Genomic DNA, 17,700 nt, shown 5'->3' with positions numbered 1-17,700 from the left:
CGCGCCCGTGGGGACAGGGACGAAGAACCGTAGGGGGAATTGTTGACGTCCGACAAAATTCTAGGACGGCACATCCCCGGCAGCCAGGCGCCCCAGGATCAGGGCGATTCGCAGAGTGAACGCGGAGCGGACATCCGAGGGTGACCATCCGGTGACGTCAGTCACACGTCGGAGCCGGTAGCGCACGGTGTTGGGGTGGACGAAGAGCATCCGGGCCGCGCCCTCCAGACTGCTCGCCTGCTCCAGATACACACTCAGCGTCTCCAGGAGCGCGGACCCCGCTTCCTCCAGTGGTCTGTAGATCTCCTCCACCAACTGGTCCCGGGCGGCGGGGTCTCCCGCCATCGCGCGCTCCGGCAGGAGGTCGTCGGCGAGCACCGGGCGCGGCGCGTCCTGCCAGGCCCGGCACGCCTTCAGCCCGGCCGCCGCGGCCCGCGCGGACCGGGTGGCCGCCAACAGGTCGGGGACCACCGGACCGGCGACCACGGGCCCCGCGGCGTACGGGCCGATCAGCGCCTTGGCGACCTGCAACGGGTTGTCGCTGCCGCCCGCGATGACCACCAGGCGGTTGCCGAGCACCCCGGTCAGGACCTGGAGCTTGGCGTGCCGGGCGGCCCGCCGGATCGCCTCCACCGTCAGTTCGCTGTCGCCGTCCGGAGCGGTGCCGAGCACCACGCAGACGTGCTCGGGCGAGTTCCAGCCGAGCGCGGCGGCGCGCGACACGGCGCCCTCGTCGGCCTCGCCGGACAGCACCGCGTTCACGACGAGCGATTCCAGCCGCGCGTCCCAGGCGCCGCGGGCCTCGGCGGCCTGCGCATACACCTGCGCGGTCGCGAAGGCGATCTCCCGCGCGTAGACGAGCAGCGCCTCGCGCAGCGCCGACTCGTCACCGGGCGCGGCGACCTCCTCGATCGCGGCCTCCATGACCTCGATCGTGGTGCGCACCATCTCGACGGTCTGCCGCAGGGTGATCGCCCTGGTCAGCTCGCGCGGCGCCGTGCCGAACACATCGGTGGAGATCGCCTGCGGGGTCTCCGGATGCCGGAACCACTCGGTGAACGCGGCGATCCCGGCCTGGGCCACCAGGCCGATCCAGGACCGGTTCTCCGGTGGCATCGCCCGGTACCACGGCAGCGTCTCGTCCATGCGGGCGATGGCGTTGGCGGCCAGACGGCCGGAGGACTGCTCCAGCCGCTTCAGGGTCGCGGCGTGCGGGTGGGCGTCGGGCGCAGCGGGCTGCTCAGGATCGGGTCGGGACACGCACACAAGACTGCCTTATCCGGCCACGTACTGGGTGGGCCGGGGCGGTGGCGGGTCGTACGGCGGGGCCGCGAGGCCGCGGACGGGCCGCGCAGCCGGGCCCGTACCGAGTTGTGGACGGAGGGGCGGAGCGCGCCCCGTGCCGGGCTACCGTGGGCGGGTGATCTCCGTACAGCGTTCCGAGGACCGGTTCAGGGGCGGGGACGAGGCGGCCGGCATCGAGACCCGGCACGCCTTCTCCTTCGGCCACTTCTACGACCCCGACAACCTGCGGTTCGGCCCGGTCATGGCCTGCAACGAGGAACGGCTGGCCCCCGGCGCGGGCTTCGACGAGCACCCGCACAGCCACACGGAAATCGTCACCTGGGTCGTCGAGGGCGAGCTGACCCACCGCGACTCGACCGGCCGCGCCACGGTGGTGGAGACCGGCGGCCTCCAGCACCTGAGCGCCGCGGCGGGCGTCCGTCATGTCGAACGCAACGACGGCGCCGAACCGCTGACGTTCATCCAGATGTGGCTGGCCCCGCTGGAACCGGGCGGCGATCCCGCGTACACCATCGTCCCGGACCTGGCCGCCGACACCCCGTACGCCCTTCCGGCGGCGGGCGCCGTCCTGCACGTGCGCCGACCGGCCCCGGGGGAGCGCACGCCGGTCCCGGACGCGCCGCGGGTGTACGTCCATGTGGTGGCCGGTGAGGTCCGCATCGGCGACGAGGCGCTGCGTCCCGGCGACGCGGCCCGGATCACGGGCGAGACCGGTCCGGAATTGACGGCGACGGCAGGCCCGGCCGAGGTGCTGATCTGGGAGCTGTCGGAGCCATCGGCCTGAGCGGCCCGTCCGGCGGCCTGCCTCCCACCGCGACGTGAGAGCGGTCACAGTCCCCCCGGGAACCGCGGGTGACGGGCCAGAACTCCCCAACTACGAGGCTTTGTGACCCAGTTGGTGACAAGCCCTCATGCGATCGCGCGAAGAACGGGGGCGACATGCTGCGCGTGCATTTCACGGATGCCGATCTCGCGAAGGTACGGGTCGCGCCGGGTCCGGACCCGCTCTGGGAAACGGTTCTCGGGGTGCAACTGCTGTCACAGCGCGCGCCGAGGTCCTTCGGCGAGTGGCGGCAGCGGGCCCGTGCGGAGCTGCGGCGCGGGGGTGCCGACGGCCCGGCCCGGCTGGTGGGCGCCGCCGCGCCTCCGGCGAGCTACTTCCCGGACTTTCTGACCCCGGTCGAGGCCCACCGCGGCCTCGCCGCCGGCCTGGACGCCCTGCGGGCCACCCCGTCGGCCCGGCTGGACCGGGAGCTGGCGCGGACCGCGAGCACCCGGCGGCTGCCGCGCTGGTTCGCCGGTCTCGCCGCAGGTGAGCGGGGCCACCTGGACGAGCTGAGCGACGCGCTCCGGCGGGTGCACGACACCATCGTCCGCCCCGACTGGACGCGCGCCGCCGCGACCGTCGAGGCCGACCGGATGGTCCGCGCCCGCGCCCTGCGTGACGGCGGTGTCCCCGGACTGCTGGAGTCGCTGCGTCCGGTGCTGGACTGGCGGCCCCCGACGCTGTACGTGCGCTATCCGGAGGCCCGTGACATCCACCTCGACGGCCGGGGCCTCTGCCTGATCCCGTCGTTCTTCTGTCACGGCAGCCCGGTCGCGCTCGGTGACCCCGCGCTGCCGCAGGTGCTCGTCTATCCGATCGCGCGGACGGAGGGCCCCGACGCGTCACCGGTCGGCGCGGACCGGCGGCTCAAGCAGCTCGCCGGACTCCTCGGCCGGACCCGGGCCCGTGTCCTGATGACACTTCAGAATGCCGCGACCACAACCGAGTTGGCACGCGTTCTGCACATCTCGGCGGCCTCGGCGAGCGAACACGTCCGCGCCCTGCGGGAAGCCGGACTCGTGCACGGCAACCGGGTGGGCGGGTACGTCATCCACAGCCTCACCCCGCTCGGCGTGGCCCTGTTGCACGGCGACCGGTGACCCGGCCGGACCGCGCCGCGGAACGACCCGAATCCCCCTTCGAAGCACGACCGAACCCCGCCCGACCGGTGGAATTCGCCCCTGCCCGAACGCCGTCGCCGCCCGGTGCGCACCGCCCCGATGCTGGTACGGCAGCCGGGGCGACCGGAAACGGAGAACGGCCCCGACGCGCCAGGCACGAGCAACACATGTCCGTCGCACCGCCGTTCAGCAGGGTGGCGCGACACGGGGGAAGGAATTCCGCTCATGACCACAACCACCACGACCACGACCCCGACGGAGAAGCGTCCGTCCGCCTCGCGCCGCCGGGTGCGGCTGGCCGCAGCCGCGATCACCGCGCTCGCCACAGCCGGCGTCCTCGTCCCGGCCGGCACCGCTTCGGCGCAGCTCGCGCCGCCTCGGCCCGGCAACTACCCGGCCAAGAAGTCGCTGTCCGCGTACAAGTTCCAGACGCAGTCGACGTACTACTACTGCGGTCCGGCCGCCACCCGTCTCGCGTTGACCCAGCGGAACAAGACCGTCAGCCAGAAGACCCTGGCGAAGGACCTGAAGGTCGAGCAGAACGGCAAGCAGACCGACAACATCGGCCTGGTGACCAAGACCCTCAACAAGCGCGGGAAGACCTCCTGGTACGAGAACAAGTGGATCCCGGGCAACACCGCCACCTCGGCCCAGGTCAAGCGCCTCAAGGCCGACATCCGCCTGGACATCAACAAGGGCTACGCCATCGTCGCCAACGTCTACGGCACGGCGTATGACACGGCAGGTAAGAAGCACGCGTACAACCAGGGCCACTACCTCACCGTGGTCGGCTACACCAACAACGGCGACAAGGCTGTCATCGAGGACATCGCGATCGGCTCCTCGAAGCGGCACAAGTACACGATGACCACCAAGAAACTGGCGACGTGGATCGCGACGCGGGGCTACTCGGCGTAAGCCGGCCCGCCCGGTCCGCATAGCACGAGGGAGCGGTGGGGCCCGGGACGACAGCACGTCGTCCCGGGCCCCTTCGTGGTGCCTCGGGACGGTGTCTTGTTCAGCGGAGCCCGTCGACGAAGGTCCGCCAGGCGGCGGCCCCGATGGTGAGGACGGGGCCGTCGGGGTTCTTGCTGTCGCGGACGGGGACGGCGTAGGGGAGGCCGTCGGCCACCTCCACGCAGTCGCCGCCGTTGGTGCCGCTGTATGTCGACTTGCGCCACTGTGCTCCGGTCAGGCCGTGACTGGTCCGCATAGCGATCCTCCAACGCGCGAACGAACAGGGCGCCCCTGGTCGTGACTCTTCGTACGGAAGATTTCCGTTGCTCTCCAACCAGAATAGGGCGGACGCCTCCATCGCTTGTCGAGCGTTTCAGGACGAGGCTTGAAACCGCCTCAAGCGGATGGTGCCACGGGCGAGAGCTGATCTCCCGTTCGTCGGTGTCGCTGTCGCCTCTGTGGCTGCACTGGTCGCCACGACCGTTCCCGTCGCGGCCGCGTCCCCCCCCCCGGCCGTCGGCGCCTTGATCAACCGTACGGCCTGTAACGAGCGTGGCTACCTGGCGATCTACAATAATGACGGTCGTGAAACGCTCTGTTCCGCCAACGCCGGATCCATGCCCGTTGCCATTTACGGCGTCAACTGGGTCGAATCGGGGAACAACGTCGTGACCCTCGAATACCAGAAGGATATGAACGACCCGAAGCTCGACACCGTCAACCTTCAAAAGTAGAGCGTGTGGAACCCCGGCCATGCTGTCATCAAGGACATCGCGGTCAAGTCCTCCAGTCATCGCCGGTGCACGGCGAACACGAAGAAGCCGACGACACGGATCGCGATGAGGGTTACTCGATGCTGTGCGACCCTCGCTTTCCCGTGTACCACGGGGAGCGGAAGGGGGCTCGGGGCAGCCGCCGGTCGTCCACTGCCAGGCATCGGCTCCGCGGAAGCTGAAACTGAGATGCCGAACTCTTTTGAAGGCTCGTACCCCTTGTACGGAGCAGGTGTTGACTTTGGCGCCAATCCGCTTTGCGTGTGTTCGCTGCTGGGAAGCTGAGATAGTGTCATATACCGTGTTTACACAGGGGAAGACGAGTGGGGGTAGCGTCCATGTCTCATCTGTCGGGCTGGCAGGAACTGTTCGATCTGACGACGCTTTCGGGAACGACGGAGGGGGTGAAGCTCGGATGACTCTTGCCTCCCTGGCCTCCTCGACGCCAGACGCAGCAGGTGTCGGAATCGGGAGCCTGAAGCACAGTGGCGGCCCGTGGACGAATGCTTCGGGTACCGCCAGTGCATTGCGGGCGAGTACGGAGAAGAGCCGCAGTGGTCTCGGCCTCGGTCATGAAGGCGTTGTGTCGGGTGCGGCCGGATTTGCCTCTGCGTCTTCGCTCAAGAACATTCTGAAGTCCTGGGAGGAGCGTCTCGCGGAGGTGAAGGACGAGTGCGACTACCTCGAAGGCGCTTTACTGAAGGTCGCTAAGGAAATGGGTGAAACCGACATTGGGGTGGGGAAGTCCCTCAAGGCCACCCAGGCGGGACGTGAGCATCGATGACCACCGCTGGACTCACTTGGCTGCAGTTACGGGACTTGAAGTCGTCCGAGTTCGATGACGCGGCGGACGGCTGGAACGAGGTTTCCGGAAGGTCGGGCGCCAGTCGCACAGAGGTTGATCGTGCGATGTCAGCGAAGCTGCGCGAGACCCAGGCGAGCGAGTCGGCTGAGGCGGCGATCGGGCGTCTGAAGCGGCTGAGTCGTAACTTCCAGTACCTGCACACCGAGTGTGGCCTCATTCGTACGGCCCTCAACGGCCTGGTGTCCGAACTGGCCGAGCCGCAACGCCAACTGAAACAGGCCCTTGAAGACGCCGCTGCGCTGAAGTTCTGCGTTCACGAGGACGGTTCCGTCAGCTACCCGGCATCCGTGGCCGAGGTGCTCACCGGAGAGCAGGAGGCCCCTGGCGGCAAGGTGCGGGGCAGTGCGCGTCTTCCGCTCGAACCACCCGGATGGGACGGGAATGCGCGTTCGCCGCTCAAGCCGCTCAACCCGAACGAGGAGAAGGCACAGGCCATCGCGGACCGGGTTGCGAGGGCTGTTCGTGCTGCTGCTGAGATTGACGGCAGGTACGCACGGACGCTGGACAAGCTCAAGGCGGCCAAGGGTCTTGATGTCACGAAGGCGATGCTGGAGGACGTCTTTCGTGACACGGATGCAGTGCGCACGGCTGCAGACAAGTACCTGGATGCAGGTATTCCGCAGGGCAAGGCCCCGTCCGAGAACAAGGCTTGGTGGGATGGCCTCAGCGACGAGCAGCGGCAGGAGTACTTAGAGATCGCTCCGGACCTAGTCGGCAGTCTCGATGGTGTTCCGGCGGTAGCGCGTGACGAAGCCAACCGCAACTACCTGCCGGTGCTCATCGAATCGTTGGCAGGACAGGATAGTGATGAGGCGCGTACGAAGCTGGATGCGCTGCGGATGATCGACGAAAGACTGAAAAAACCCAGTCACCCCCGGATGTTCTTGCTGGGTATCGGGGACGAAGGAAACGGCCGCGCGATCGTCTCCTACGGAAATCCTGACATGTCACGGAACGTATCGGCGTACGTTCCCGGCTTGGGGACAAGACTGAACAAGGATTTTGTCGAGGACACGATGAAGCGCGCTCAGGATACGGCCCTTGGCGCTCAGGACATTGATCCGTCCAGCGCGTCGATCGTCTGGCTTGGCTACGACGCTCCGCAAAGTGTTGATGTCATGAGCACCGGCAGTGCAGAGAAAGGCGCACCCGCCTACAACAATTTCATGGCTGGGCTGGAAGCCACCAACGAGAACAGCGACCGTCACCTGACCGCCATAGGCCACTCCTATGGATCTCTCACGGTGGGAACCGCAGCCAAGCAGGCCGACGGAATTCCAGGAGTGGAAGACGTCATCTTGCTGGGTAGTCCCGGAGTCGGCTTCGACAAGGCGCAAGATTTCAGTGTCGGCAAGGAGCATGTGTTCGTCGGCTCCGCAGAGAACGACCCGGTCACCCATCTACCGACGAAGGGTGAAGTTCTTCTCGCCGGCCCCCTGGGGGCCTTCTTGTACGGCGATGTCTTTGACAGGGGCGGTGACGATATCTACTTCGGTAAGGACCCGGCCAGTGAGGCTTTCGGGGCGCAGCGATTCAAAGTTGACCCCGGGCCCAAGGCTATTCTTGAGATGGGTGGCTTCGATGCCCACTCTCAGTACTTCACGCCTGAGAAGGACATGGTGTCTGCGGCGAATATTGCTGCGATCGTCGCAGGGAATCCCGAAGACGTGATCAAGGAAGAGTACAGGTGAAGCGCGTTAGGCACGCTGTTCGGACGTTGCTTTCGGCGGCGCTGGCAGGTGTTTTGCTGGCCGGGTGCGGAATCCTGAAGGGCGGGCGGGAGAGCGGGAGGTATACGGCAGCTATGGATATGCAGGGTGCGGCTGACCGGGCGGATGCGATGCTGGATGCGACAATGAAGGCTGTCGTGCCCGAGATCCAGTGGGCTCATTACGTCACGACTGTCGGCAGCTGCGACGTGTCCCGCCGCCAGAAGGTCATGACGATCATTTCCGAGCAGCGGCGTGGCAACTTTCTGGGCGTGATCGAACGCTTCTGGAAGAAGAGCGGTTACAAGATCACTGCGGTGAGGCAGAGCAAGGAGCGCCCAGCCATCTTCGCTCAGTCGCGCGATGGGTTCGGGATCAGTCTGGTCTTCGGGTACCACGGGCAGGCCACTTTCGAGGTTGCCACTCCGTGCGTGCAGGAATCTGAGGTTTCCGATCCCAAGGTCAAGCCCAATGGCCTTGAGTACCCCTTGGGTGAGATTCCTGTGCCCAACGTGCGCTCCGACTTCTGGTCTGCGGAAGCCGCCGTTCCTATGCCCTCACCGAAGGTTGACGCGTCGGGCTGAGAGTTGCAGGGCGGTCCTGCGGGACAGACGGTTCCGCCCTCCCATTCCTACGCCGCGAAGAAGCCGATCAGCATCGGAGACGGCTTATGCGGAGCCATCCCGATGGTCCCGGCAGCGGAGGGTTCGGGGCGGCGGGATGACGTGAAACCGATGCTCATGGGCGTCCCAGTAGCGGCGCCCGCTGTCCGATGCCCGCGCTTCCCCGTGCACCACGGGGAGTGGAAGGGGGCTCGGGGCGACCACTGGTCGCCCCGAGCCCCCTTCTTCGTGTGTTCTTGCGGGACGGTCAGCGGAGCCCGTCGACGAAGGTCCGCCAGGCGGCGGCCCCGATGGTGAGGACGGGGCCGTCGGGGTTCTTGCTGTCGCGGACGGGTACGGCGCAGGGGAGGCCGTCGGCCACCTCCACGCAGTCGCCGCCGGTGTTCCCGCTGTACGTCGACTTGCGCCAGGTCGCGCCGCCGGTGACGGTGCACTCGACGCATTCGCCGCCGGTGCTTCCGCTGTAGCTGGACTTACGCCACCGCGCGTTCTTCAGGTCGGGCCGGGTCTCCATAACGCTCCTCCATCACGCGGGCGATCAGGGCCGCCGAAGCCTCGACGGAGAGGGCTGCGGCCTGCAAGTGAGCGTAACGGAGCGCGGCCTCCCTGACGGTGTCAGGGTTGGCGGTCATATGGCCGGAGACGATGTCCTCCGTGTAGACGATGTCGGGGTCGTCGTTGAAGCGCATCGTGGTGAACGATCCGTCCAGACTTGCGTGTTCACCGGCCGCGAAGGGCAGCACCTGGATCCGCATCCAGCGGTGGCCGACGAGGTCCAACAGCCGCTGGAGTTGCTTCCGCATCACCTCACGACCTCCTATCGGCCGGTGCAGCACGGCCTCGTCGAGCACGACCCAGGTGAGCGGCGGCCGGTCCCGTTCCAGGATGCGCTGGCGCTCCAGCCGGGCCGCCACCTGGTTGTCGAGGTCGTTCGGCATGCCGGTGGCCAGGACGGCCCGCGCGTAGTCGCCCGACTGCAACAGCCCGTACACCAACTGCGCCTGGTACGTGGAGATGTACGCGGCGCACGACTCCATCTCGGCGTATGGCTGGAACCAGGTGGGCAGTTGGCTGCGCAGGACCAGTCCGATCAGCCGGGAGAACACCCCATCCGTGCCGAGCGCCGCGTCCACCCGCTCCGAGAAGTCGCGGGTGGGGACCTTCTTCGTCGTCTCGACCTGACCGATCAGCGACCCCGTGCAGAAGATGATGTCGCCGAGCTGCCCCTGCTTGAGGTTGTTGGCCTCTCTCAGCCGGCGCAACTCCGATCCGTAGTAGTCCAACGGGGAAGCGCAGGGGTCGAGTTTCTGGATGTTGGCCACGGCGAGGGGCACCTCCGGCGTTCAACGGCTCACGGCGTTCGTTTCCGTAGGTAGCCGACCGTAGTCACACCTTTGCACTCTGGTGACATGAATCACGCAACTGACCCCCGAACCGGGGACCCGCTGGAGCCGACCTACCGCGCCGAGTTCGCGATGGGTGAGCACTCGGCCCGGCATCTGCGACGCATTCTGCGCCTCTACCTCACCAACTGGGGGCTTCTCGACGTGGCCGACGCGGCGGAGCTGGCGCTCACCGAGCTGATCGCCAATGTCGTACGGCATGTGCCCGGCCGCCGCTGCCAGACGTTCATCTTCCTGCTCCCCCACGGGGGCGTGCGCGTCGAGGTCGCGGACGGCTGCGCCGAACTGCCGTGCGTGACGGACGGTGACGTACTCGACGAGGACGGGCGCGGGATGCTCCTCGTCGATGCCGTCACCGACCGCTGGGGCGCGGAACTGCGCCGCGACGGCGCGGGGAAGACGGTGTGGTTCGAGTGCCGGTGGTCGGTGAAGAAGGGGGAGGGGGACAGGCTGGAGGCCGCGTCCCTCAGCGGCCCGCGCGCAGTTCCGCGAGCACCGCGTCCGTGAACGCGGGCCACACCTCCACCGCCCACGGGCCGAAGGCCCGGTCGGTGAGGGCGACGCACGCCGCGCCCGCGACCGGGTCGACCCACAGGAAGGTGCCGGACTGACCGAAGTGCCCGAAGGCCGCGGGCGAGGACGAACTACCCGTCCAGTGCGGGGACTTGTGGTCCCGGATCTCGAATCCGAGGCCCCAGTCGTTGGGGTTCTGGTGGCCGTATCCCGGCAGCACACCCTTCAGGCCGGGGTGCTGGACGGTCTGTGCGGCCAGCACCGTGCGCGGGTCGAGGAGGCGGGGCGCCTGGAGCTCCGCCGCGAACCGTATGAGGTCGTCGACGGTCGAGACGCCGTCCTTGGCGGGCGAGCCGTCCACCGTCGTCGACGTCATCCCCAGCGGCTCCAGCACCGCCTCGCGGACGTACTCCGGGAACGGGATGTCGGCGGCCTTGGCGATGTGGTCGCCCAGCACCTCGAAGCCCGCGTTGGAGTAGAGCCGTCGGGTCCCGGGCGCGGCCATGATCCGGTGCTCGTCGAACGCGAGACCGCTGGTGTGCGCGAGCAGGTGCCGCACGGTCGACCCCTCGGGCCCGGCCGGCTCGTCCAGCTCGACCGCGCCCTCCTCGTACGCCACGAGCGCCGCGTACGCCGCGATCGGCTTGGTGACCGAGGCGAGCGGGAAACGGTGCGCGGTCGGGCCGTGCGTGCCGACGGCGGTGCCGTCCGCTCGTACGACGGCAGCCGCCGCGGTGGGGACGGGCCAGTTGTCGATCATCGCCAGGCTCTGCATGCCTATGAGCGTAACGGGCGGGTGTTCGGTACCTCGCGGCCCGTGGTCCCCGGTGCTGGAGAGGGTCGAGGCGAGGGAAACCGGCGGGGCTGGCCGGGCCGTCCCGGTGTGACGGCCCGGAGCAGGCTCGTACCGGCGCCGCAACCCGTCCCCGCCCGCGCTTGCTTCGAGTGCACTCCAGGGTTTTAGCGTGGAGGGCATGACGGTGATGGAGACCACTTCCACGAGGACGGACGTCCGCGTCTCGGCTCCCAAGGCGCACCCGCGCCCCGACGGGCAGGATCACTACACGATCGGCGAGGTCGCCGCCTTCACGGGGCTCACCGCCCACACCCTGCGCTGGTACGAGCGGATCGGGCTGATGACCCACGTCGACCGGTCGCACACCGGGCAGCGCCGGTTCACCAACCGGGACCTGGACTGGCTGGCATTCGTCGGCAAGCTGCGGCTGACCGGGATGCCGGTTGCCGACATGGTCCGGTACGCGGAGCTGCTGCGTGAGGGCGAGCACACCTTCGAGGAGCGGCGGGAGCTGCTGGAGGCGACCCGCCGCGACGTCAAGGCGCGGATCGCGGAGCTCCAGGACACGCTCGCCGTTCTCGACCACAAGATCGACTTCTATGCGGGTGCCCAACCGGCACCGGAAAGGCCCTGTGCCTGATGACTGACGACAAGATCGCCACGGTGGAGCTCGGCAACGGAGGCCCCCGGGTCGGCGTGCAGGGGCTCGGCTGCATGGGGATGAGCGAGTTCTACGGGGAGACCGACGAGACCGCCGCCCGCGAGACGCTGGAGACGGCCCTGGCGGCGGGCGTCACGCTGTTCGACACCGCCGACGTCTACGGGGGCGGTGCCAACGAGGAGTTCCTGGCCCCGTTCGTGGCGGCGCACCGGGGCGAGATCGTCCTCGCCACGAAGTACGCCATCGAGCGGCGGGCCGACGACCCGAACTACCGGGGCGTGCGCAACGACCCCGCGTATATCCGGCAGGCCGTGGAGGACAGCCTGCGTCGGCTCGGCACCGATGTCATCGACCTCTACTACATGCACCGCCGCGACCCCCTCGTCCCCCTGGCCGAGTCCGTCGGAGCGATGGCCGAGCTGGTCCAGCAGGGCAAGGTCAAGCACCTCGGGCTGAGCGAGGTGACCGGACCCGAGCTGCGCGAGGCGCACGCGGTGCACCCGATCGCCGCCCTCCAATCGGAGTGGTCGCTCTTCAGCCGGGACGTGGAGCGCAGCGCCGTGCCCGCCGCCGTCGAGCTGGGCGTGGCCCTCGTGCCGTACTCGCCGCTCGGCCGCGGCTTTTTGACCGGGGCGTTCACGGACGCGGCCAAGGACCTGTCGGACGGCGACTTCCGCAGGCACCAGCCCCGCTTCACCGGCAACAACGCCAAGGTGAACGCCGCGCTGCTGGCGCCCGTGCGCGAGATCGCCGAGGTGCACGGGGCCACGCCCGCGCAGATCGCCCTCGCCTGGGTGCAGCGGCGTGCCCAGGTGCACGGTCTGACCGTCGTCCCGATCCCCGGCACCCGCAAGAGCAGCCGGCTGCTGGAGAACGTGGCCGCCACCCGGATCACGCTGACGGACCGGGAACTGGCCCTGCTGGAGCCGATCGCCGGACAGGTGGCGGGCGACCGCTACCCGGACATGAGCAGTACGGCCACGGCCCGCGAGCGCTAGCCGGTTCGGGTCGGTTCGGGCCCGTTTCGGGCCCGTTTCGCTCAGGTGGAACGGTGGGCGGCGGGGGGCGTCCCGGCGGGCGCGGGCGCGGCGGAGGACGCCGGTCCGCCGGTTGCAGACGGTCGACCTCCGGTTGCAGGCGGTCCACCGGCACCCTCTACTGGTCGTCGAGCGAGACCGCCCAACGCCCGGCGCCGATCCGATCCGATTCGATCCGCGCCGGGCTCCCCGAACCGTGAGTGGCCGTGCCGCGCGGTGCCGTCCGGCACGGCCACCTCCCCAGGGAGTTGAGTGCCCCCATGTCGGCCCAGAACGGCTTCACGTACAAACGGCTCTCCATCGACGACGCCGCCGCCCTCTTCATCGACCACCAGACCGGTCTGATCTCCCTCGTCCAGGACTTCGGGCCGGACCAGTTCAAGAACGACGTCCTCGCGCTCGCGGACTGCGCCAAGTACTTCAACCTGCCCTCGGTGCTGACCACGAGCTTCGAGGACGGCCCCAACGGCCCGATGGTCTCGGAACTGCGCGAGATCTTGCCCGACGCCGCATACGTTCCCCGGCCGGGGAACATCAACGCCTGGGACAACGAGGACTTCGTCCGGGCGGTCGAGCAGACCGGGCGCCGCCAGTTGATCATCTCCGGTGTCGTCACGGACGTCTGCGTGACCTTCCCCGTCCTCTCCGCGCTCGAAGCCGGATACGAGGTCTTCGTGGTGACCGATGCCTCCGGGACCTTCACCGGACAGGTGCGCGACGCTGCCCTGATCCGCATGGCGCACGCGGGGGCCCAGCTGATGAACTGGTTCAGCGTCGCCTGCGAACTGCAGCGCGACTGGCGGCGTGACATCGAGGGGCTGGGTAACCTGCTCGCCGAGCACATCCCGAACTACCGGAATCTCATGGTCAGTTACGCGGCGGCCAAGGGCTCAAGCTGAAGGGGCCGGAGCCGAAGGGGCTGGAACAGAGAGGCCGGAGCCGAAGGGGCTGGAACAGAGAGGCCAGAGCCGAAGGGGCTGGAACAGAAGGGCCAGAGCGGAGGGCAGGTGCTGGGGGAGTCGAGGCCGAGAAGGCCGGGGGCGGGCCGCGCCCCGGCGGACCGGGACAGCCGCTCAGCCGGGCGAGCCGGGGCGGCCTGGTGCCGCGGCACTAGAGTGGCCGACATGAGCGAAGTCCCCGGGCTCCGAACCCTGTTGCCGAAGACGCCGGGCGCAGGCGAGGACGACTGGCTTCCCGTCCACACCGGAGAGTCGGGAGCGGACGTCTTCCGCAGCGCGGACGGCGGTCGGTACGCCAAGTGCGTGGCCGCCTCGGACGCCGCCGAACTGCGGGCGGAGCGCGACCGGATCGCCTGGCTGGGGGACCAGGGAGTTCCGGGGCCGCGGGTACTGGACTGCCGCTCCGGCGACGCGGGCGCGTGCCTGGTGACCAGCACCGTCCCCGGGGTACCCGCCGACGAACTGTCCGCCGCCGAACTGCGGGCCTCCTGGGGTCACATCGCGGACGCGGTCCGCGCCCTGCACACGGTGCCCGTGCGCCGGTGCCCGTTCCGCCGGGACCTGGACCGGATGATCGCCCTGGCGCACGACGTGGTGAGCCGTGGCGCGGTGAATCCGGAATTCCTCCCCGTCGAACAACAGCACACGCCCGCCGGTGAGTTGCTGGACCGTCTCATCCCGCAGACCGCCCGCCGCCGCGAGCAGGAGACCGCCGACACGGTCGTCTGCCACGGGGACCTGTGCCTGCCCAACATCGTCCTGGACCCCCGGACGCTGGACGTGTCGGGCTTCATCGATCTGGGCCGCCTCGGCCTGGCCGACCGCTACGCCGACCTGTCGCTCCTGCTCGCCAACGCGCGGGAGACCTGGGCGGACGAGGAGGACGCGCGCGCCGCGGACGCGGCGTTCGCCGAGCGGTACGGAATCACCCTCGACCACGACCGCCGGCGCTTCTACCTTCACCTCGACCCGCTCACCTGGGGGTAGCCGCACCGGGCCGTCCGGAGATCCCGGAGCCCGGTGCGGGATTCCGGGGCTCGGCGCGGGGGTTCCGTGGCCGGTACGGGCATCCAGGGCGGGGCGGGTCCGGACGTCCTTTGGCGGCCCCAGCTCCTCACCCCTCGCCCGGCACCACCAGCCCCGCCTCGTACGCGAAGATCACCGCCTGCGCGCGGTCCCGCAGGTCCAGCTTGGCCAGCACCCGCCCGATGTGGGTCTTGACCGTCTGCTCGGCCAGCACCAGTCGTGCCGCGATCTCCTGATTGGACAGCCCCCGCGCGATCAGCTCCAGCACCTCCGTCTCGCGCGGGGTCAGCCCCTTCAGCCGCAGCGCCTGTCCGCTCCGGGTCGCGCCGGAGGGACCTTGCCGGGCGAAGTCCGCGATCAGCCGCCGCGTCACCGACGGTGCCAGCAGCGCCTCGCCCGACGCCACCACCCGCACCGCCGCGATCAGGTCCGAGGGCGGCGCATCCTTGAGCAGGAAACCGGACGCCCCGGCGCGCAACGCCTCGTACACGTAGTCGTCCACGTCGAACGTGGTGAGCATCAGCACCTTCGGCCGGTGCTCCACCCCCGCCGGAGGGTTCAGCAGCGCGCGGGCCGCCGCCAGGCCGTCCATCTCGGGCATCCGGACGTCCATCAGGACCACGTCCGGGCGCACGTCCCGGCTGACGTCGACGGCCCGGCGCCCGTCCGGCGCCTCACCGACCACCTCGATGTCGCTCTGCGCCGCGAGCAGTGCCGCGAACCCGGCTCGCACCATGGCCTGGTCGTCGACGATGATCACGCGGATGGTCACGGTTCCTCCGAGGGCGGGGTCAAGGCGGCGTCAGGGTGGGGCGGGCGTCAGTCCACCGAGTGCTTCAGCGGCAGGCGGGCGGCCACCCGGTAACCGCCGTCGGGCAGCGGACCGGTGTCCAGTGTGCCGTCGGTCAACCGTACGCGTTCGCGCATGCCGACCAGACCGTTCCCGGTGCCGGTCGTCTCCAGCGGCGAACCGGCCTGCTGGGCAGGGCCGTTGACCACCAGGACGGTCAGGTGCTCGCCGTCGGACGCCACCGACACCCGGGTCCGCGCACCAGGCGCATGCCGCACCACATTGGCCAGGGCCTCCTGCACGATCCGGTACGCGGACAGGTCCACCGCCTGCGGCAGGTCCGGCAGGTCGGCGGCCAGCGACAGTTCGGCCGGAAGCCCTGTCCGTACCGTCGCCTCCACGAGCTGCTGGACCCGGTCGAGCCCCGGCTGCGGGGCCCGCTCGCCGTCCGTGCCGTCGCTGCGCAGCACCGCCAGCAGCCGCCGCATCTCCGTCAGCGACTCCCGCGCGCTCGCCGCGATCGCGCCGAACTCCTCGCGCGCCTCCTCGGGCAGCCCGCTGATCCGGTAGGGCGCGGAGTCGGCCTGGACCGTGATCACGGACATGTGGTGCGCGACCACGTCGTGCAGTTCGCGGGCGATCCGGGCGCGTTCTTCCAGCAGCGTCCGCCGAGCCCGTTCCGCCTCGCTGATGATCTCCTGCTCGACGAGCCGTTGCCGCGCGATGCCCCGTTCCCGTATCACCGCGCCGATCAACGCGCCGATCACCGCGACCACCGCGCCGAATATGGAGAGCAGCGTCGCGCTCCCGTTGCTGCGGTGCGGGTTGATCAGCTGGAGGACCAGGCCCGCCGCTGTCGTCACTGCCCAGACGGAGGCCACGGTCCGCCGGGGCTCGCGCAGGGCCAGCGCCAGCATCAGGAAGAGGTGGCCGAACAGGGTCGGCGGAGGCCACGGCCAGACGTCGTCCGGGTGGGCCGGGAACCTGAGCAGGATCAGCGCCCCCAGGATGTCGGCGGGCAGGATGATCCACCACGCCTGCAACGGCCGGTGCGCCAGCATCAGCAGCGGCGTCACCTGGGCGACGGCCAGGAGCCCCGCGATCCCGCTGGGTACCTCGAACTGATCCGTCAGGACCCTGATCGTGGCCGGGAAGAAGATCGCGAAGAGGGCGAGGACCACCAGGTACGGCAGCCATCGCTGCCAATGCCTGGGCGCGTCCGCCAGGAGAGGTGTCGGGGGGTGGGACGGATGGGCGAGGACCTGGGCGAGCTGCCGTACGTTGCGGCGCGCGGCACTCACCAGGCCATCGACGGCGGGCGGCGGGGGCAGTGCCGATCGGGGCGGTACGCGCGGTGGCTCGGGCAGGCGGCACGCCGCCCCGGACGGGTCGTACGGTGCTTCGGACGGGGCGGTCGGTGCCTCGGACGGTACGTGTGGATTGTCGAGCGGGGCGGTCGGTGCCTCGGACAGGGCGGTCGGTGCCTCGGACGGTGCGCGTCGATCGTGGAGCGGGTCGTGCGATGCCTTGGACGGAACGTGCGGTTCCTCGGACGGGATGTGCGGCGGGGGAGTGGTCATGGCCGCATCAGCGTAGGCAGCGGACCCGTCCGAGGGCGTCATACCGGGGTTTCGATCCGCTGCCGCCCCGTCTCGTACGGGGGTATGACGGGGAACGACGGACGGACCGGGCGGCGCCTTCGGGGCCGGGGGTGCGGGCGTGAGGGCGAGCAGGAAGCGGCCGACTGGAAGTCGGCAGTGGGGCGGGCGGCGTGGATGGCGTGGACGGCTGCCCGGGGGTGCCCGGCGCGCAGCAGCTCGGTGGCGGTGACCGCGGCGGGGTGTCGAAGGGCTCGATCGTGATGAACCGCATCCGTGGATGTAGGCGAGGAGGCCGGGCCGTTCGGTGTCCCCGGCGGTCAGGGAGAGCGCCGGGGCGTCAAGGGCGCCCCGGCACCCTGCGGCTGCGGATCTACAGGTGCTGCTGGATCCACCAGGAGAAGATTGAGTACCTGGGGCAACAGGGACCGACGGCAGGTTTCACACGTCGATGGTCCTCGGATCCTGACGGCTGGGAGCTGTACGTCGGGCTCATGACGGGTGGTAGTCGCTCACCTCGATCGTACGGTCGAGGTACACGGTGTCGGCGAGGCGCCGGTCATGTGTGATCAGGAGCAGCGTGCCGGTGAAGCTGTCCAGAGCTTGCTCCAGTTGCTCCACAGCCTCGATGTCCAGGTGGTTGGTGGGCTCGTCCAGAACCAGGCAGTTGACTCCGCGGGCCTGTAGGAGCGCCAGGCCGGCACGGGTGCGCTCGCCTGGCGACAGCGACGATGAGGG

20 protein-coding genes are annotated in these 17,700 nt (G+C 69.4%); 12 read left to right on the top strand and 8 right to left on the bottom strand.

What is annotated here, in order from left to right; translation table 11 throughout:
- Positions 1-60: 60 nt before the first annotated feature.
- The gene (locus ACIHCL_RS02945; RefSeq protein WP_399856283.1) at positions 61-1,260 is read right to left on the bottom strand and encodes a PucR family transcriptional regulator; all 1,200 of its coding nucleotides are present in this window, start codon (positions 1,258-1,260) and stop codon (positions 61-63) included.
- 160 nt (positions 1,261-1,420) lie between these two features.
- Here ACIHCL_RS02945 and ACIHCL_RS02940 point away from each other — a divergent pair, with 160 nt between their 5' ends.
- The 3 genes from ACIHCL_RS02940 (at position 1,421) to ACIHCL_RS02930 (ending at position 4,170) form a co-directional block, all read left to right on the top strand.
- Positions 1,421-2,089, top strand: coding sequence for a pirin family protein (locus ACIHCL_RS02940; protein ID WP_399856280.1), 669 nt, complete (start codon positions 1,421-1,423; stop codon positions 2,087-2,089).
- 155 nt (positions 2,090-2,244) lie between these two features.
- Complete coding sequence (locus ACIHCL_RS02935) at positions 2,245-3,231, top strand: ArsR/SmtB family transcription factor (protein ID WP_399856277.1); 987 nt, start codon at positions 2,245-2,247, stop codon at positions 3,229-3,231.
- A gap of 246 nt (positions 3,232-3,477) precedes the next feature.
- Positions 3,478-4,170 (top strand): C39 family peptidase, encoded by a 693-nt coding sequence (locus tag ACIHCL_RS02930; protein WP_399856276.1) that lies wholly within the window; start codon positions 3,478-3,480, stop codon positions 4,168-4,170.
- A 100-nt stretch (positions 4,171-4,270) separates the two neighbouring features.
- Here the strand turns inward: ACIHCL_RS02930 and ACIHCL_RS02925 are convergent, their stop codons facing one another.
- Complete coding sequence (locus ACIHCL_RS02925) at positions 4,271-4,465, bottom strand: DUF397 domain-containing protein (protein WP_399856274.1); 195 nt, start codon at positions 4,463-4,465, stop codon at positions 4,271-4,273.
- A gap of 202 nt (positions 4,466-4,667) precedes the next feature.
- On the opposite strand from ACIHCL_RS02925, the gene ACIHCL_RS02920 reads away from it, so the two are divergent.
- The 4 genes from ACIHCL_RS02920 to ACIHCL_RS02905 all read left to right on the top strand — a co-directional run bounded on the left by ACIHCL_RS02920 (position 4,668) and on the right by ACIHCL_RS02905 (position 8,140).
- Positions 4,668-4,943, top strand: a complete 276-nt coding sequence (locus ACIHCL_RS02920) for a beta/gamma crystallin domain-containing protein (RefSeq protein WP_399856272.1) — start codon at positions 4,668-4,670, stop codon at positions 4,941-4,943.
- A 454-nt stretch (positions 4,944-5,397) separates the two neighbouring features.
- Complete coding sequence (locus ACIHCL_RS02915) at positions 5,398-5,766, top strand: hypothetical protein (protein WP_399856269.1); 369 nt, start codon at positions 5,398-5,400, stop codon at positions 5,764-5,766.
- Positions 5,763-7,538, top strand: a complete 1,776-nt coding sequence (locus ACIHCL_RS02910; RefSeq protein WP_399856267.1) for an alpha/beta hydrolase — start codon at positions 5,763-5,765, stop codon at positions 7,536-7,538. The genes ACIHCL_RS02915 and ACIHCL_RS02910 overlap by 4 nt, the downstream gene beginning before the upstream one ends.
- Positions 7,539-7,651: 113 nt before the next feature.
- Positions 7,652-8,140: a hypothetical protein gene (locus ACIHCL_RS02905; protein ID WP_399856264.1), complete on the top strand. Its 489-nt coding sequence runs from the start codon at positions 7,652-7,654 to the stop codon at positions 8,138-8,140.
- 286 nt (positions 8,141-8,426) lie between these two features.
- On the opposite strand, the gene ACIHCL_RS02900 is transcribed toward ACIHCL_RS02905, so the two are convergent.
- Positions 8,427-8,693: a DUF397 domain-containing protein gene (locus tag ACIHCL_RS02900; RefSeq protein WP_399856262.1), complete on the bottom strand. Its 267-nt coding sequence runs from the start codon at positions 8,691-8,693 to the stop codon at positions 8,427-8,429.
- On the bottom strand, positions 8,653-9,501 hold the full coding sequence (locus ACIHCL_RS02895) for a helix-turn-helix domain-containing protein (protein WP_399856259.1): 849 nt from the start codon (positions 9,499-9,501) through the stop codon (positions 8,653-8,655). The genes ACIHCL_RS02900 and ACIHCL_RS02895 overlap by 41 nt, the downstream gene beginning before the upstream one ends.
- An 87-nt stretch (positions 9,502-9,588) precedes the next feature.
- Between ACIHCL_RS02895 and ACIHCL_RS02890 the strand changes: the two genes are divergently transcribed.
- On the top strand, positions 9,589-10,089 hold the full coding sequence (locus ACIHCL_RS02890) for an ATP-binding protein (protein WP_399856257.1): 501 nt from the start codon (positions 9,589-9,591) through the stop codon (positions 10,087-10,089).
- Here the strand turns inward: ACIHCL_RS02890 and ACIHCL_RS02885 are convergent.
- A complete protein-coding gene (locus ACIHCL_RS02885) occupies positions 10,049-10,870 on the bottom strand; it encodes a serine hydrolase domain-containing protein (protein WP_399856254.1) in 822 nt (273 codons plus the stop codon). The two genes, ACIHCL_RS02890 and ACIHCL_RS02885, sit on opposite strands and share 41 nt — an antisense overlap.
- Before the next feature lie 199 nt (positions 10,871-11,069).
- Here ACIHCL_RS02885 and ACIHCL_RS02880 point away from each other — a divergent pair, with 199 nt between their 5' ends.
- The 4 genes from ACIHCL_RS02880 (at position 11,070) to ACIHCL_RS02865 (ending at position 14,535) form a co-directional block, all read left to right on the top strand.
- Entirely contained in the window at positions 11,070-11,531 is a 462-nt protein-coding gene (locus tag ACIHCL_RS02880; RefSeq protein WP_399856252.1) for a MerR family transcriptional regulator, read from the top strand.
- Entirely contained in the window at positions 11,531-12,550 is a 1,020-nt protein-coding gene (locus ACIHCL_RS02875) for an aldo/keto reductase (protein WP_399856250.1), read from the top strand. The genes ACIHCL_RS02880 and ACIHCL_RS02875 overlap by 1 nt, the downstream gene beginning before the upstream one ends.
- 299 nt (positions 12,551-12,849) lie before the next feature.
- Positions 12,850-13,488 (top strand): isochorismate family cysteine hydrolase YcaC, encoded by a 639-nt coding sequence (ycaC, locus tag ACIHCL_RS02870; RefSeq protein ID WP_399856248.1) that lies wholly within the window; start codon positions 12,850-12,852, stop codon positions 13,486-13,488.
- Between the two features lie 225 nt (positions 13,489-13,713).
- On the top strand, positions 13,714-14,535 hold the full coding sequence (locus ACIHCL_RS02865; RefSeq protein WP_399856246.1) for an APH(3'') family aminoglycoside O-phosphotransferase: 822 nt from the start codon (positions 13,714-13,716) through the stop codon (positions 14,533-14,535).
- Positions 14,536-14,662: 127 nt separating this feature from the next.
- Here the strand turns inward: ACIHCL_RS02865 and ACIHCL_RS02860 are convergent, their stop codons facing one another.
- The 3 genes from ACIHCL_RS02860 to ACIHCL_RS02850 form a co-directional block, all read right to left on the bottom strand.
- Positions 14,663-15,346 carry a response regulator gene (locus ACIHCL_RS02860; RefSeq protein WP_399856244.1) on the bottom strand — a complete coding sequence of 228 codons (684 nt, stop codon included), beginning with the start codon at positions 15,344-15,346 and terminating at the stop codon, positions 14,663-14,665.
- Positions 15,347-15,393: 47 nt separating this feature from the next.
- Positions 15,394-16,944: a sensor histidine kinase gene (locus ACIHCL_RS02855; RefSeq protein WP_399856241.1), complete on the bottom strand. Its 1,551-nt coding sequence runs from the start codon at positions 16,942-16,944 to the stop codon at positions 15,394-15,396.
- Positions 16,945-17,454: 510 nt separating this feature from the next.
- Positions 17,455-17,583, bottom strand: a complete 129-nt coding sequence (locus ACIHCL_RS02850) for a hypothetical protein (RefSeq protein ID WP_399856238.1) — start codon at positions 17,581-17,583, stop codon at positions 17,455-17,457.
- Positions 17,584-17,700: the final 117 nt, after the last annotated feature.

This window comes from Streptomyces sp. NPDC052042 (assembly GCF_044548345.1).
Lineage (GTDB): Bacteria > Actinomycetota > Actinomycetes > Streptomycetales > Streptomycetaceae > Streptomyces.
The sequence above is the reverse complement of the archived record's forward strand: the minus strand, read 5'-3'. Positions and strand labels throughout refer to the sequence as shown.

Excerpts from the sequence above, each read along its gene's own strand:
- ACIHCL_RS02900 (WP_399856262.1), bottom strand. The coding sequence starts at position 8,693 with ATGGAGACCCGGCCCGACCTGAAGAACGCGCGGTGGCGTAAGTCCAGC.
- ACIHCL_RS02925 (WP_399856274.1), bottom strand. The coding sequence starts at position 4,465 with ATGCGGACCAGTCACGGCCTGACCGGAGCACAGTGGCGCAAGTCGACA.
- ACIHCL_RS02930 (WP_399856276.1), top strand. The coding sequence starts at position 3,478 with ATGACCACAACCACCACGACCACGACCCCGACGGAGAAGCGTCCGTCC.
- ACIHCL_RS02855 (WP_399856241.1), bottom strand. The coding sequence starts at position 16,944 with ATGACCACTCCCCCGCCGCACATCCCGTCCGAGGAACCGCACGTTCCG.
- ACIHCL_RS02905 (WP_399856264.1), top strand. The coding sequence starts at position 7,652 with ATGGATATGCAGGGTGCGGCTGACCGGGCGGATGCGATGCTGGATGCG.
- ACIHCL_RS02935 (WP_399856277.1), top strand. The coding sequence starts at position 2,245 with ATGCTGCGCGTGCATTTCACGGATGCCGATCTCGCGAAGGTACGGGTC.
- ACIHCL_RS02865 (WP_399856246.1), top strand. The coding sequence starts at position 13,714 with ATGAGCGAAGTCCCCGGGCTCCGAACCCTGTTGCCGAAGACGCCGGGC.
- ACIHCL_RS02890 (WP_399856257.1), top strand. The coding sequence starts at position 9,589 with ATGAATCACGCAACTGACCCCCGAACCGGGGACCCGCTGGAGCCGACC.
- ACIHCL_RS02915 (WP_399856269.1), top strand. The coding sequence starts at position 5,398 with ATGACTCTTGCCTCCCTGGCCTCCTCGACGCCAGACGCAGCAGGTGTC.
- ACIHCL_RS02880 (WP_399856252.1), top strand. The coding sequence starts at position 11,070 with ATGACGGTGATGGAGACCACTTCCACGAGGACGGACGTCCGCGTCTCG.
- ycaC (WP_399856248.1), top strand. The coding sequence starts at position 12,850 with ATGTCGGCCCAGAACGGCTTCACGTACAAACGGCTCTCCATCGACGAC.
- ACIHCL_RS02885 (WP_399856254.1), bottom strand. The coding sequence starts at position 10,870 with ATGCAGAGCCTGGCGATGATCGACAACTGGCCCGTCCCCACCGCGGCG.
- ACIHCL_RS02910 (WP_399856267.1), top strand. The coding sequence starts at position 5,763 with ATGACCACCGCTGGACTCACTTGGCTGCAGTTACGGGACTTGAAGTCG.
- ACIHCL_RS02875 (WP_399856250.1), top strand. The coding sequence starts at position 11,531 with ATGACTGACGACAAGATCGCCACGGTGGAGCTCGGCAACGGAGGCCCC.